The following is a 13,926-nucleotide window of genomic DNA, read 5'->3' as shown; positions in this document are numbered from 1 at the left end:
CGTACCCCTGGGTTAGCGTGCCGGTATGGCCTCGCCCTTCATCGAGATCCCGGTAGGGGATCGGCTCGTCAAGGTCAGCAATCCCGACAAGGTCTACTTCCCCGGGCCCGGGTACACCAAGCGGCGGCTGGTGGAGTACTACCTGGCGGTCGGCGAGGGCATCCTGCGCGCCACCCGCGACCGGCCGACGACGCTGGAGCGCTGGCCGTCGGGCGTCTTCGAAGGGGCCAGGCTGGCCACCCGCGGGGACGCCCGGGGAGCGGACGCGTTCTACCAGAAGCGCGCCCCCAAGGGCGCGCCCGACTACGTGCGCACGGCCCGCATCGACTTCCCGTCCGGCCGGTCCGCCGACGAGGTGATGCCGACGGAGCTCGCGGTGATCGCCTGGGCGGCCAACCTCGGCACGCTCACCTTCCACCCGTGGCCGGTGCGCGGCGGCGACGTCGACCATCCCGACGAGCTGCGCATCGACCTCGACCCGCAGCCGGGCACCGGCTTCGCCGACGCCGTCGCGGTCGCCCTCGGCCCGGCCCGCGACCTGCTGGGCGAGCTCGGCTACACCGGCTACGTCAAGACCTCGGGCAAGCACGGCGTGCACGTCTACGTGCGCATCGAGCCCCGCTGGACGTTCACCGAGGTGCGCCGCGCCGCGCTGGCGTTCGGCCGCGAGCTGGAGCGGCGCGCCCCCGCCCAGATCACCACGAAGTGGTGGAAGGAGGAGCGGGGCGAGCAGGTGTTCATCGACTTCAACCAGAACGCCCGCGACCGCACGATCGCCTCGGCCTACAGCGTCCGGCCCCTCCCGCACGCGCCGGTGTCGGCGCCGGTGACCTGGGCGGAGCTGCCGGACGTGGCGCCTGAGGACTTCACCATCGCCACCATGCCCGAGCGCTTCGCCCGCCTCGGCGACGTGCACGCGGCCATCGACGACGCGGCGTTCTCGCTGGAGCCGCTGCTGGAGATGGCCGACCGCGACGAGAAGGACCACGGCCTCGGCGACGCCCCCTACCCGCCGAACTACCCGAAGATGGCGGGCGAGCCGAAACGGGTCCAGCCGAGCAAGTCCCGCGACGCCTGACCGCCGCCCGCCCTGGCTGAAGGGCAGGTCCCGGAGGATCAGGGGCGGCCTCCAATGACGAGGGCGGCGCCGATGCCGAGGAGGGGGCGCGGGGTGAAGCGTCCGGCCGGGGGCGGTCTCGCCCGCCCCTGCGGCGAAAGGACGGCCGCAGGGGCGGGCGGGTGTCAGATGCCGCGGACGGCGGCGATGGTGAAGGGGATCTGCGGGGTGCCCGGCCCCAGCGGGCCGCCCTTGTCGAACTGGGAGCGCACGACGTAGAGCGTGCCGCGGCTCCGCACCAGCGTGGTGGGCAGCTGCAGGGCCGGGTCGGTCAGCCGGCGCTCGACGCGGGCGGCCGTGCCGGCCGCGGTGAGCCGCCACCGGCTGATGGTGTTGTCGCGGTTGTGCACCACCCACAGCCGGCCGTGCCGGAGTTCGAGGCCGTCGGCGTTGATCATGTCGCCGCCGCTGAGGGCGACCCGGCGGATCGCGCCGGTGGCCGGGTCGAGGCGGTACAGGTCGCCGCCGGTCATGTCCGCGGTGTACAGGCGGCCCGCCGGGTCGGCGACGATCCCGTTGAGGTTGAAGGCGTCCGGCGCGTGCGGGCGCAGGACGTGCGACAGGTCGAAGAACGGCGTGAGCGCGCCGCCGCCCCGCGCGACCTGCCGGGGCGTCACCCGGTAGACCACGGGGCGGACGCTGTCGGTGAGGTAGGCGCTGCCGTCGGGGGCGATGGCCAGGTCGTTGACGAACCGGCCGCCCGTCCCCGGGACCTCGAAGCGGGCGAGCGGGCGGCGGGTGCGGGTGTCGTAGACCGTCACGCCCTTGGTCGAGTCGGTCACCCACAGGCGGCCGGACGCGTCCACCTTCAGGCCGTTGGCGGTGTGGCGGCCGTCGGCGCCGGCGGGCAGGAACACCTCGGCGACGCGGCGGCCGGGCGTCGTCCGGTAGACGGTGCCGTCGGTGTACGACCCGGCGTACAGGGCGCCGGTGCGCGGGTCGGCGGCGATGCCCTCGGGGTAGACCCGGTCGCCGGGCAGTTCGTAGGCGGCGGTGACGCGCGGGGCGGCGTGGGGGCGCGTGTGCGCCGGCGGGACGTCGGCCCGGGCGGCGTGCGCCGCCGGGGCGAGGGGGAGCGCGGCGGTGAGCGCGGTGGCGGTGACGGCGATGCTTCGGGTGATGGAGGGCATGACGTCTCTCTGATCGCAGCGATAGAACACTGTCCAACAGGTGCATGCATACGTTAATTAGAACTCTAATGCTCGTCAAGGTGCATATGTTCGAGGCGGATATCATGCGCGGGTGACCTCGATGCCCGTCCCCGAGCGCCTCGGCTCCTACCTGAAGCGCGCCGAGCAGGCCCTGAGCGCCGCCAAGAACGCGGCGCTGCGGCCGATGGGCCTCACCGTCCCGCAGTACGCGGCGCTGCTGCAGCTGTCGGAGAACCCCGGCATGTCGGCCGCCGCGCTCGCGCGGGCGTGCGCGGTCACCCCGCCGACGATGAACACCGTGCTGAAGAACCTGCAGGAACGCGGCCTGATCGAGCGCAGCCCGCACGAATGGCACCGCAACATCCTGGAGACGCGGCTGACCCCGGAAGGCGAGGAACTGCTCGCCCGCGCCGACACCGGCCCGGTGCGCATCGAGCGGGGCCTCGCCGCCGAGTTCACCGAGCAGGAGCACCGGACGCTGGTCGAACTGCTCGGCCGCTGCATCGACTACCTGGACGGGGCCCGCGCCGAAGACGCGCGTTGACCGCCGGCCTGGTCAGGGCGGTGGCGATGGCGGTCTCGAGCGCGACCGGGCGAGTGCGCGTCACTACGCGAACGGCCCGGCGCGAGGTCCGCCTTCGGCATCACCTCGCGCCGGGCCGGTAGCGCACCCGCCCGGTGGACGGTCAGTACAGCTTCTTCTCCTGGCGGGGGAGCTTCACGTGCTGCGGGCCCTTCCAGACGCCGCGCGGCTGCGGAGCGACGAGGGCGGACGCGTCCTCGCCGAGGACGACGGGCACGGTGATCGAGCTGCCCGCCAGATCCACGGTGACCTTGGCGCCGGTGGCGGTGTCGTCGTTGTAGTCGTAGTCGGTGCCGGCGAGCACCAGCGCGAGCCGGTGCCCCTTCTTGAACACGTACTCCTGCGCGAGCGTCTGCCAGCGCACCGAGTAGTACTTACCGGGCGTGAGCGGGGCCGGCCTGCTGAGGGACGTGCGGTTCTGGGCGTCCAGCCAGCCGCGCGCGACGACGTTCACCGCCGACGTGACGGTCCGCGTGCGGGTCTGCCGGTAGCAGGCGTCGTCGGCCGGGGTGCTCTCGCCGTGGCAGTCCTCGGTCGTCAGGGTCTGGATGCCCGACCCCGGGCCGAGGTAGTCGACGCGGGTGTCCTCGCCGTAGTCGACGAGCATGGCGGTGAGGTTGGCGGTCGGCTTGTCCAGGCTGACCCGCAGCTTCGCCGTGGGGGAGCCGGACAGGCGGCCGGTGCGCGGCAGCGGCGCCGACACGTAGGCCAGCCGGTAGGGCTTGGCGGTGGTCGGGTCGGCGACCAGCTCGTCCTCGGTGTAGCCACCGCCCTGCGGGCCGGGGGCGTCGGTGAAGGACGCCGTCGCGCCCTTGGTGGCGGGCTTCAGGCCGAGCGAGCCGTCGGCGGCCGGGCGGACGGTGACCGGCCGCGCCGCGCGCGACGGCCAGTCCGGCTGGGTGATCCACTGGTCCGGGCCGACCTCGATGTCGGCGCGCGGGCCGCGCAGCGCGTCGTTGGGGATCTTGTGCAGCTCGTGGTCGAACCACTTGTGCAGGGTGTTCACCCACAGGTCGCGGCGGATGTCGAACGGGTCGACGTGGCCGCGCTGCGACAGCCACACCTTGCGCCGTACCCCGTTGGCGGCGAGGCCCTGCCACCACTTGGCGAAGTGGTCGGTCTTGACGTTCAGGTCGTTGACGCCGTGGTAGGCGAACACGCTGGCGCGCACGTTGCGCACGTCGCCGATCGTGCCGTGCCGGTAATCCGCGGTCTTCCAGTAGGCGTTGTAGTTGCCGGTCGCGTCGTCCTCGCCCTGGTGCATGGCGTCCCGGACGGCCTGGCACTTGGCCGGCGGGTCGGTGTCCACGACCCGGGCCAGGTAGGGCTGGTAGCCGTTGGAGTACTTGACGCCGTTGGAGCGGCTGTAGTCGTACCAGCTGGAGATCGCCGAGATGGGGACGATCGTCTCCAGCCCGCGCACGCCGGTGGAGGCGACGCCGTTGGCCAGGGTGCCGTCGTAGGACTTGCCGATCATGCCGGTGCGGCCGGTCGTCCAGTCGGCCTTCACCGCCTCGCCGGCGGCCGTGAAGCCCTTGGCGCGCCCGTTCAGCCAGTCGATGACGGCCTTCACCCCGAGCACGTCGGACGGCCCGCCGGTGACCGGGCAGCCCTCCGAGCGGGTGGTGCCCGCCATGTCGACGGCGAGGAAGGCGTAGCCGCGCGGGACGAAGTAGTTGTCGTAGAACAGGGGGAACTTCGCGGGGTTCCCGTCGGCGTCGTAGGCCTTCTTCTCGCCCTCGTTGCCGCGCCCGACGTTGTCGTAGTAGGGGCTGGCGTCCATGACGACGGGGACCCGCAGGCCCTGCCGGGTCTCCTTGGGGCGCACGATGTCGACGTTGATCCGGTCCTTCTTGCCGTCGTTGTCGCTGTCCAGCGGCGACTCGACGTACACGTGCTCGCGGATCGCGTCCTTGTAGGAGAAGACCGGCTGGGTGACGCCGTCCTTCACCACGATGTGCAGAACGGCGCGGGCGGCGGCCGTGCCGCCCGTGCCGAGCGTCGCCGCGGCCGCCACGGTCAGGACGGTGAACGCGGCGAGCGGGGCCGGTCTCGGGGTTCGCCTGGGCAACCCGCACCTCCAGGAGTCGAAATGATCTCTACGGGGGCAGGGTCCTCGGCCGGGCACCACCGGGTAAACGGCACTGCTTCAGGAACTTTGGCAGCTTTTGAGCACAACTTGCCGTTGTGGGGCGCTGAGACGGGATTTACGGCGGCACGGTGCAGCCGTTCTCTCCGGGCCCGGAGAGCGCCAGGCCGGCGCGCGCACCGGGGCCGCCCCTTGACATTGACCAAGTGGCCAATAATATTGGCCGCATGGTCAATAAGACTGGAGCCCGCCCGCCCGGCGGCCTCGGCGCCGCCGGCGCGCTGGTCACGGTCTACGTCGCCGTCGTCATCGCCACGCTTGTGGCGCTGGCGCTCATGTCGTTCGAGGCGCCCCGGCTGGCGACCGGCGACGCCTGGGGGCACGCCGTGGTCGTCGCGGTGTTCGCGGTCGTCCTTCCGCTGCGCCTCCGGTCAGCCCGGGCCGGCGACGCCGGCGCGGCCCGCGCGCTCGGCGTCATCGCCGCGGTGCTGCTCGCGGTGAACCTCGTGGAGGCCGCCCTGCCGGGCGTCTTCCCGGGCTGGATGCGGATCGAGATGGTGGCGATCGCCCTGCTGATGGCGGCGCTGCTCGTCGCGATGCGCCGTCCGGCACGCCGCTGACCCGCGCCTCGCGCGGATCCGCTAGAAATGACGGTGTGACCGCGCCCCGCCGAGAGCCCCGCCCGCGCCGGCGCCTCAGTGAGGAGGTGCGCCGGGCGCAGATCATCGAGGCCACCGTCGCGGTGGTCGCCGAACTCGGCTACGAGGGCGCCTCCATGGCCCGGATCGCCGAGCGGGCCGAGGTGTCCAAGGGCCTGGTCTCCCACTACTTCGCGGACAAGGACCAGCTCATGGAGACGGCCGCCAGGACCACCCTGGTGGCGCTCCGGGAGCACATCGCCGGCGCTGTCGACCTGACCGCCCCGGTCCCCGAGGTGATCCGCGGCGCGATCCACCAGGCCGCGCGCCTGGACGCCACGCACCGGTCCGAGCTGACCGCGCTCCGGCAGATCAGCGCCAACCTGCGCGAGGCCGACGGCACCCGGCGGTTCGGCCTCGCCGACTACGAGGAGACCTACCGGGGCCAGGAGGCCCTGTTCCGCCGGGGCCAGGACGAGGGCACGCTCCGCGACTTCGACACCCGGATCATGGCGATCACCTACCAGGGCGCCGTCGACACGATGCTCGCCTATCTGCACGAGCACCCCGAAACCGACGCCCGCCATTACGCCGACTCCCTCGCCGACATCATCATCGCCGCCATCAGCCGCCCCCGGGCGGCCGGCCCGGCCCCCGGCGCACGCCACCTTGTGCCGTAACCGCTTTTCGTGACTTGCCCGCTGCTGGAGCGGCATAGCCCGTATAGCGTCCTTTGTCGATCCTTGCCCAGGTCAGTGCCAGCGTGATGGAGGTGCGGAGGGTAGGGAGAGCGGTATGGAACCGGCTATCAGCGGTGCCCAGCTGGAAATCACGGCCGGGCCGTATACGGCGGTCGTCACCGAGTGCGGTGCGGGGCTGCGGGAGCTGACCTGGCAGGGCGAGCCGCTCGTCCTCACCTACCCGCCCAGCGAACCCGCACCGGCCGCCTTCGGGCAGCTGCTGATCCCCTGGCCGAACCGGATCGACCACGGCCGGTACACCTGGGAGGGGCAGGAGTACCGGCTCGACATCTCCGAACCCGAGTACGACAACGCCATCCACGGCCTGGTCCGCTGGCTGTCCTGGACGACCGTCGATATGGAACCCGGCCGGCTCCGCATGACCTGCAGGCTGATGGGGACGCCCGGCTATCCGTTCCAGCTCGGCCTGGAGGCCGTGTACGCGCTCGACCCCGGCGACGGGCTGACCATCACGCTGACGGCCGTGAACGAGGGCCCGCGGGTCGCGCCCTACGCCCACGGCGCCCACCCCTACCTGACGGTCGGCGAGCCGATCGACGGCTGCACCGTCACGGGGCCGGGACGGTTCTACCTCCCGGTCGACGACCGGATGATCCCGCCGGACGGGCCCGAACCGGTCGAGGGCACCCCCTACGACCTGCGGGCCGGCGCCCGGCTCGGCGACCTGAAGATCGACCGGGCCTTCACCGGGCTCGACCGCGACCCGGACGGCCGCGCCTGGGTCCACCTGGCCGGCTCGCGGCGCACGACCTCGTTCTGGATCGACCGGAACCACCCGTGGCTGGAGATGTACACCGCCGACGAGGTGCCGCCGGAGCACCGGCGGCAGGGGCTCGGCGTCGAGCCGATGACCGGCCCGCCCAACGCGTTCGCCAGTCACACCGACGTCATCGCGCTCCAGCCGGGAGACGCCTTCTCCGGCTCCTGGGGCATCAAGGCCGGCTGACCGGCCGGGACCACTTTCTGGAAGGACTCACCAGCCATGGGCAACCCGCAGAAGGCGGACGTGTTCGTCCTGTTCGGCATCACCGGCGACCTGGCCAAGAAGATGCTGTTCCCGGCCCTGTACCGGCTGACCGAGCGAGGGGCGCTGGGCATCCCGGTGGTGGGCGTGGCCGTCTCCGACTGGACCGACGCGGACCTGGTGGAGCACGCCCACGCCTCGATCTCCGAATCGATCGACATCGACGAGAAGGTCTTCGGCGAGCTCGCCGCGCAGCTCACCATGGTCAACGGCGACTTCAAGGAGGGCGCGACCTTCAACCGCCTGGCCGACAAGCTGAAGGGCAAGGGCTTCGCCGCCCACTACCTCGCCGTCCCGCCCTTCCTGTTCACCACCGTCGCCGCCGGGCTGGCGGGCGCCGGCCTGAACGATAACTCCCGGCTGGTCGTGGAGAAGCCCTTCGGGCACGACCTGGAATCGGCGCGCAAACTCGACCGCGACCTGACGCAGTACTTCGACGAGGAGCACCTCTTCCGGGTCGACCACTTCCTCGGCAACACCGCCATCGAGGGCCTGCAGGCCGCGCGGTTCTCCAACACGCTGCTGTCGGCCATCTGGAACCGCGACCATGTCGAGCGCGTCGAGATCAACCTGCTGGAGAACTTCGACGTCGCCGACCGCGGCTCGTTCTACGACCCCGTCGGCTGCGTCCGCGACGTGGTCCAGAACCACCTCCTCCAGGTGTTCGCGCTGGTGGCGATGGACCCGCCCGCCAAGCCCGGCGCCGACGGGCTGCGGCTGGAGAAGTGGCGCGTCCTGAACGCCACCCGCAAGATCGACCCGGCCGAGACCGTGCGCGGCCAGTACCGGGGGTACCAGGACGTCGACGGCGTCAAGCGGGACTCCACCACCGAGACCTACGTCGCCGCCCGGCTGTGGATCGACAACTGGCGCTGGCAGGGCGTGCCGTTCTACCTGCGCAGCGGCAAGAGCCTGAAGGTCACCGACACCGACATGGTGATGCGGTTGCGCCGCCCGGTCGTCGACCTGTTCCCCGGCCGGGACGGGAAGGCCGTGCCCAACGTGCTGCGGTTCCGTTTCGAGCAGCGCACCGGCCTGACCATCGAGATGGTGCTGGAGAACCCCGAGGAGGGCAGGCCGCCCACCGTGGTGCCGGTCTCGGTGGACTTCAAGGACCACATCGGGCGCGAGGAGAAGCCGTACGAGAACATCTTCGAGGCCGCGATCACCGGCAACGGCGAGTTCTTCGCCGAGATGCACGCGATCGAGGAGTGCTGGCGCATCGTCGGCGACATCATCGACTCCCCGGACCGGCCCGTCACCTATGAGCAGGGCTCCTGGGGACCCGAGAGCGCGGCCACGCTTCCCGGGCCCGACGGATGGCACAACCCCCCGGCGAACATGCCGCAAAGCTGAGGGGGGACAAGGAAATGAAACGCATCGTCGTCGTCGGAGCGGGGTTCGGGGGCTTTCACCTCCTGAGGACGCTTCAGCGCAGGCTGCCCAGGGGCGCCGCCGAGCTGGTCCTGGTGAACCCGAAGAACTACCACCTCTACACCCCGCTGCTGCCCCATGTCGCCGGTGGCCGCGTGCATCCGGCGTCGGTGGCGGTGCCGCTGCGGACCCTCAAGCACACCCGCTTCGTGCGCGGCAGCGTCACCGACGTCGACCTGACCGGGAAGAAGGTCACGGTCCGGGACCCGCGGGACCGCGACAGCGAGCTGAGCTGGGACCGGCTCGTCCTCGCGCCGGGCGCCGTCACCAGGATCTTCGACATCCCCGGGCTCAAGGAGCACGCCCACGGGTTCAAGACCATCACCGAGGCGGTGTACCTCGTCGACCGGGTGCTGGCCAACCTGGACATGGCGGCCACCACCCGGGACCCGGCCGAACGCGAGGCGCTCACCACGTTCATCGTCGTGGGCGCGGGCCTGGCCGGGGCGGAGTACATCGCGCAGGCGCGCCGGCTGGCGGACGCCGCCGCGCCGCGGACGAGGACCCGGTGGATCCTGCTCGACATGGCCGACTCGGTGATGCCCCAGCTCGGCGGCGACCTGCCGGCCAAGGCGCTGAAGGCGCTGCGGGCCCAGGGCATCGAGGTACGGCTCGGGATGTCGGTGCAGGAGGTGACCGCCGACTCGGCGACGCTCACCGACGGCACCAAGGTGCCCTGCCGCATGCTGGTGTGGACGGCGGGCGTGTCGGCCAGCCCCCTCATCGAGGGGCTCGGGCTCCCGACCGAGCGCGGGCGCCTCGTGGTGACCGCCGAGATGGCGGTCCCGGGCCATCCGGGCGTGTTCGCCCTCGGCGACGCCGCGGCCGTCCCGGACCTGACCGGCGGCGACGGCGCCCTGTGCGGCCAGACCGCCCAGCACGCCATGCGGCAGGGCCCGGCCCTCGCCCGCAACGTCGCCGCCTCGCTCGGCCACGGGGAGGCCCGCCCCTACCGCCACCACGACCTCGGCATGGTCGCCGACCTCGGCGGCCTGAAGGGCGTCGCCAGCCCGCTGCACGTCCCGCTGACCGGGGCCCCGGCCAAGGCGGTGGCCAGCGCCTACCACCTGATGTCGCTGGAGTCGCTCAGCAACCAGGTGCGGCTCGCCTCCGACTGGATCATGCACGCCGTCACGCGGCCCGCACCGATCTCCTTCGGCCTCGTCCCCGGCTCCCACGCGGCGCTGACGGCGGTGGAGCAGCTGGGCATCTACCCCGCCGCGGACGCTCACTCCGACGGTTCCGCCAAACGCGGCAAATCCGAGAAGGCGACCGCGTCATCCGGCGGTGCGCGGTCACACCGGCCGACCTGACATCAAGGAGCACGGACCCACCCGCACCGGAATGGACCGTCCCGTTCTGGGAAGCCTCCGGGCAACGCAGAACCTGGGAGGACACGATGGGCTGGAGCTACCGCAAATCCATGAAGGTGGGCCCCTTCCGCCTCAACTTCTCCAAGCAGGGCGTCGGCCACAGCGTCGGCGGCCGCGGGGCGCGCTACACCAAGGGCGCGGACGGCCGGAAGACGATGACCTTCCGCATCCCCGGCACCGGCTTCTCCTGGCGCCGGTCGGTCGGCAAGCGCTGAGCCTGCCCACCTTTCGCCTCGAAAGAGCCCGGGACCTTTCATTCCGAAAGACCCCGGGCTCGCCTATAGGGGGTATGGGGGTCGCCCCCACAAGAGACAGGGTCTAACCCCAGCCCCCACCTACTCCTAGCGATTAACAGCCGACAGCACAGCCCGGATCGACGCCGTCAGCACCGACGTGTCCTGTCCCGCACCCCACCGCGTCACGCCGTTCACCCGGCACTCGACATAGGCGACGGCAGCCGCCCCCTGCCCCGGCCCAGTCGCATGTTCGACGTAGTCCAGCACATCGACCCTGATCCCGGCGGCCCCCAATGCGGCCGTCAGGGCCGACAGCGGCCCATTGCCACTGCCGCTGTATTCGCCCTCGCGGCCGTCGATCCGCAGGGTGCCGGTGAAGTCGTGCCGTTCCGGGCCGGTGTGCGCCGTCCGCCAGCCGGTCAGCTGGACCGGTCCGGTGTCGGCGCGGTCCAGGTACTCGGTGCGGAAGAGGTCGCCCAGTTCCTTGGCGGTCATCTCGGCGCCGCTGCCGTCGGTCTCGCGCTGGACGGCCTTGGCGAACTCGATCTGGAGCCGGCGCGGCAGGTCCAGGCCGTGCTCGGTCTGCAGCAGGTAGGCGATGCCGCCCTTGCCGGACTGGCTGTTGACGCGGATCACGGCCTCGTAGGAGCGGCCGAGGTCGGCCGGGTCGATCGGCAGGTAGGGGACGTCCCAGGGGGCTTCGGCGGCGGGGACGCCGAGGTCGGCGGCGCGCGCGGCGTGGTGCGCCATGCCCTTGCGGATGGCGTCCTGGTGGGTGCCGGAGAAGGCGGTGTGGACCAGGGCGCCGGCGTAGGGGTGGCGGTCGGGCACCGGCAGCCGGTTGCAGTGCTCGACGGTGCGGCGGATCTCGTCGATGTCGGACAGGTCCAGCCGGGGGTCCACGCCCTGGGTGTGCAGGTTCAGCGCGAGCGTGACCAGGTCGACGTTGCCGGTGCGCTCGCCGTTGCCGAACAGGCAGCCCTCGACGCGCTGCGCGCCGGCCAGCAGGGCGAGCTCGGCGCACGCGACGCCGGTGCCGCGGTCGTTGTGCGGGTGCACCGACAGGATCACCGCGTCGCGGCGGGCCAGGTGGCGGTGCATGAACTCGATCTGGTCGGCGTAGAGGTTGGGGGTGGCGATCTCGACGGTGGCGGGCAGGTTGAGGACCACCGGCCGGTCGGGCGAGGCGTCCCACAGGGCGGTGACGTCGTCGCACACCCGCAGCGCGTATTCGGGCTCGGTCTGGTTGAAGACCTCGGGGGAGAACTGGAAGCGGACGCCGGGGCGGTCGCCGGCGAGCCGCGCGACGTGCGCGGCGCCGTCCATGACCAGCCGGTGCACGCCGTCGCGGTCGCGGCCGAGGACGACCTCGCGCCAGACCGGCGCGGTCGCGGTGTACAGGTGCACGACGGCGCGTTCGACGCCCTCGATCGAGGCGAAGGTGCGCTCGATCAGCTCGGGGATGGCGGGGGTGAACACCACGATGGTGACGTCGCCGGGGACGGCGCCGGGCTCGGCCAGGTCGCGGACGAAGTCGAAGTCGGCCTGGCTCGCCGAGGGGTAGCCGACCTCGATCTCCTTGAAGCCCATCGCCACCAGCAGGTCGAACATGCGGCGCTTGCGGGCGGGGTCCATCGGCTCGGCGAGGGCCTGGTTGCCGTCGCGCAGGTCGACGGGCACCCACAGCGGGGCCTCGGTGATCCGGGCGGTCGGCCAGGAGCGGTCGAAATCGGGCACCGTGACGCGCTGGTGGGCGGGCCGGTAACGGTGCGAGGGCATGGAGCCGCCGCGCTGGGGGTTCCAGAAGGGCGCGCCGTCGGGGACGGGGCCGGCGGGCGTGCGCAGGGCGTGGTTCACGTGGGGTTCCTTCGTCGTGCCGGAGAGACGACCGGCAGCATCGGACCCCGCGGCGGGGTGCCGGTCGGTTCAGGCCCCGCCGCGGCGGCCGAGAAGAAGCGCCTGCCACGTCATGCCCGGTACTCTAGACACTTGTCAGCTCCTCAGACAAGTTGAAGGGCCACATCGCCATGCTCCGTCCCAGCCCGCTCGTCGAACAGGCCGCCGCCCACCTGCGGGAACAGATCACCGCCGGGGTGTGGCCGGTCGGCGCGAAGCTGCCGGGAGAGACGACCCTGGCCAGGGAGCTCGGGGTGGGGCGCTCCACCGTCCGCGAGGCGATCCGGGCGCTGACGGGCGCCGGGCTGCTGCGGACCCGGCAGGGCGCGGGCGTGTTCGTCGTCGCCACCGAGCCCGCGGAGGACCTGCGGGCCCGGCTGCGCCGCGCCTCCGTCGTCGACGTCTACGAGATCCGGATGATGATCGAGGTGCGGGCCGCCGAGCTGGCCGCCGAACGGCGCACGGACGAGGACCTGGCCGTCCTGGACGCGGCGCTCGCCGCGCGGAACCGGGCCGTCGCCGAGGCGTCCGACGAGGTGTTCGTCGACGCCGACATCGCGCTGCACGTCGCCGCGGTGACCGCCGCGCACAACCCGCTGCTGGCCGATCTGTTCGCCGAGTTCGTGCCGGTCCTGCGGGCCGGGCTGCTGGACCTGGTGCGCCTGGTCGACGCCCGCGCCGCCGACGCCGAGCACGGCCGTGCCGCGCACGCCGGCCTGGTCCGGGCGATCCGCGACCGCGACCCGGGCGCGGCCCGGGCCGTCATCGACGCCGAGCTGCGGCAGACCCTGGCCTACCTGCAGGGCGGCTGACCGACGCCGTTTTGTCGGCCGCTGTCCGGTCCGTACTCTGTTGCCGTGGAAATCCTGCCGATGCTGCCCGAGCACGCCGACGAGGTGCTCGCCATCTTCCAGTACGGGATCGACGGCGGGAACGCCACGTTCGACACCGCCGCGCCCACCTGGGAGGCGTTCTCGGCGGGCAAGCTCCCCGAGCACCGCCTGGTCGCGCGCGACGCCGACCGGGTGCTCGGCTGGGCGGCGCTGTCGCCGATCTCGCCGCGCCCCGTCCTGCGCGGCGTCGCCGAGGTGTCGATCTACATCCACCCGGCCGCGCAGGGCCGCGGCGTCGGCCGGGCGCTGCTCGGCGCCGTGATCGACTCCAGCGAGCGCGGCGGCCTGTGGACGCTGCAGGCCGGCATCTTCCCGGAGAACACCGCGAGCCTGCGGCTGCACGAGGCGCTCGGCTTCCGGGTGGTCGGCGTCCGCGAGCGGATGGGCCGGCACGAGTTCGGCGGCGGGTCGCGCTGGCGGGACGTGGTGTTCCTGGAACGCCGCAGCCCCCTGGTGGACTGACGCCGATCTTCTGGGGTAGGCCTCCTCCCGTCGCCCAACCCCGGGAGGTCCGATGACCGGCGAGAACAGCCCCGACGACGCCCAGACCACCGCCCGCACCGCCCTGCTGCGGGCCATCTCCCGCCAGGCCGAGGAAATGGCCGAGGACGCCGGCGCGCGGGACGCCGCGTCGCTGGCCAACCTGGCGCACGCCTACGCGGCGATCGTCTCGGCCGACGGCCCGTCCACGATGCTCGCCCTGGAGCGCGAGGTCTGACCCGCAGGCGCGC

The 13,926-nt window shown here is 72.4% G+C and carries 14 protein-coding genes; 11 read left to right on the top strand and 3 right to left on the bottom strand.

All coding sequences use genetic code 11. The annotated features are described in order from the left end of the window. Positions 1-25 precede the first annotated feature (25 nt). Complete coding sequence (locus ACRB68_RS30175; protein WP_153538495.1) at positions 26-1,078, top strand: DNA polymerase domain-containing protein; 1,053 nt, start codon at positions 26-28, stop codon at positions 1,076-1,078. A 164-nt stretch (positions 1,079-1,242) separates the two neighbouring features. Here the strand turns inward: ACRB68_RS30175 and ACRB68_RS30170 are convergent, their stop codons facing one another. Continuing rightward, a complete protein-coding gene (locus tag ACRB68_RS30170; RefSeq protein ID WP_153538493.1) occupies positions 1,243-2,247 on the bottom strand; it encodes an SMP-30/gluconolactonase/LRE family protein in 1,005 nt (334 codons plus the stop codon). 121 nt (positions 2,248-2,368) lie between these two features. Between ACRB68_RS30170 and ACRB68_RS30165 the strand changes: the two genes are divergently transcribed. Beyond that, positions 2,369-2,812: a MarR family winged helix-turn-helix transcriptional regulator gene (locus ACRB68_RS30165; RefSeq protein WP_153539325.1), complete on the top strand. Its 444-nt coding sequence runs from the start codon at positions 2,369-2,371 to the stop codon at positions 2,810-2,812. A gap of 142 nt (positions 2,813-2,954) precedes the next feature. Here the strand turns inward: ACRB68_RS30165 and ACRB68_RS30160 are convergent, their stop codons facing one another. Continuing rightward, a complete protein-coding gene (locus tag ACRB68_RS30160) occupies positions 2,955-4,922 on the bottom strand; it encodes a Xaa-Pro dipeptidyl-peptidase (protein WP_235960406.1) in 1,968 nt (655 codons plus the stop codon). 245 nt (positions 4,923-5,167) lie between these two features. On the opposite strand from ACRB68_RS30160, the gene ACRB68_RS30155 reads away from it, so the two are divergent. The 6 genes from ACRB68_RS30155 to ACRB68_RS30130 all read left to right on the top strand — a co-directional run bounded on the left by ACRB68_RS30155 (position 5,168) and on the right by ACRB68_RS30130 (position 10,385). Then, complete coding sequence (locus tag ACRB68_RS30155; protein WP_153538491.1) at positions 5,168-5,560, top strand: hypothetical protein; 393 nt, start codon at positions 5,168-5,170, stop codon at positions 5,558-5,560. 35 nt (positions 5,561-5,595) lie between these two features. Further along, positions 5,596-6,258, top strand: a complete 663-nt coding sequence (locus ACRB68_RS30150; protein ID WP_153538489.1) for a TetR family transcriptional regulator — start codon at positions 5,596-5,598, stop codon at positions 6,256-6,258. Positions 6,259-6,373: 115 nt separating this feature from the next. Continuing rightward, positions 6,374-7,285: an aldose 1-epimerase family protein gene (locus tag ACRB68_RS30145; RefSeq protein WP_153538488.1), complete on the top strand. Its 912-nt coding sequence runs from the start codon at positions 6,374-6,376 to the stop codon at positions 7,283-7,285. Positions 7,286-7,321: 36 nt separating this feature from the next. Then, a complete protein-coding gene (gene zwf / locus ACRB68_RS30140; protein ID WP_153538486.1) occupies positions 7,322-8,719 on the top strand; it encodes a glucose-6-phosphate dehydrogenase in 1,398 nt (465 codons plus the stop codon). Positions 8,720-8,733: 14 nt separating this feature from the next. Beyond that, positions 8,734-10,110 (top strand): NAD(P)/FAD-dependent oxidoreductase, encoded by a 1,377-nt coding sequence (locus tag ACRB68_RS30135; RefSeq protein ID WP_194293511.1) that lies wholly within the window; start codon positions 8,734-8,736, stop codon positions 10,108-10,110. An 86-nt stretch (positions 10,111-10,196) separates the two neighbouring features. Then, positions 10,197-10,385: a DUF4236 domain-containing protein gene (locus ACRB68_RS30130; RefSeq protein WP_153538482.1), complete on the top strand. Its 189-nt coding sequence runs from the start codon at positions 10,197-10,199 to the stop codon at positions 10,383-10,385. Positions 10,386-10,511: 126 nt separating this feature from the next. Here the strand turns inward: ACRB68_RS30130 and leuA are convergent, their stop codons facing one another. Continuing rightward, on the bottom strand, positions 10,512-12,185 hold the full coding sequence (leuA, locus tag ACRB68_RS30125) for a 2-isopropylmalate synthase (RefSeq protein ID WP_153539322.1): 1,674 nt from the start codon (positions 12,183-12,185) through the stop codon (positions 10,512-10,514). Positions 12,186-12,433: 248 nt separating this feature from the next. Between leuA and ACRB68_RS30120 the strand changes: the two genes are divergently transcribed. Genes ACRB68_RS30120 through ACRB68_RS30110 form a run of 3 tightly spaced genes read left to right on the top strand, consistent with a single transcriptional unit; the run spans position 12,434 to position 13,913 of the window. After that, the gene (locus ACRB68_RS30120) at positions 12,434-13,114 is read left to right on the top strand and encodes a FadR/GntR family transcriptional regulator (protein WP_153538480.1); all 681 of its coding nucleotides are present in this window, start codon (positions 12,434-12,436) and stop codon (positions 13,112-13,114) included. 45 nt (positions 13,115-13,159) lie between these two features. Next, positions 13,160-13,657 carry a GNAT family N-acetyltransferase gene (locus ACRB68_RS30115; RefSeq protein ID WP_328594962.1) on the top strand — a complete coding sequence of 166 codons (498 nt, stop codon included), beginning with the start codon at positions 13,160-13,162 and terminating at the stop codon, positions 13,655-13,657. A 52-nt stretch (positions 13,658-13,709) separates the two neighbouring features. Then, complete coding sequence (locus tag ACRB68_RS30110; protein WP_153538478.1) at positions 13,710-13,913, top strand: hypothetical protein; 204 nt, start codon at positions 13,710-13,712, stop codon at positions 13,911-13,913. Positions 13,914-13,926 lie beyond the last annotated feature (13 nt).

Origin of the sequence: Actinomadura macrotermitis (assembly GCF_009604375.1) — a bacterium.
In the GTDB taxonomy this organism is placed as follows: Bacteria; Actinomycetota; Actinomycetes; order Streptosporangiales; family Streptosporangiaceae; genus Spirillospora; species Spirillospora macrotermitis.
The sequence above is the reverse complement of the archived record's forward strand: the minus strand, read 5'-3'. Positions and strand labels throughout refer to the sequence as shown.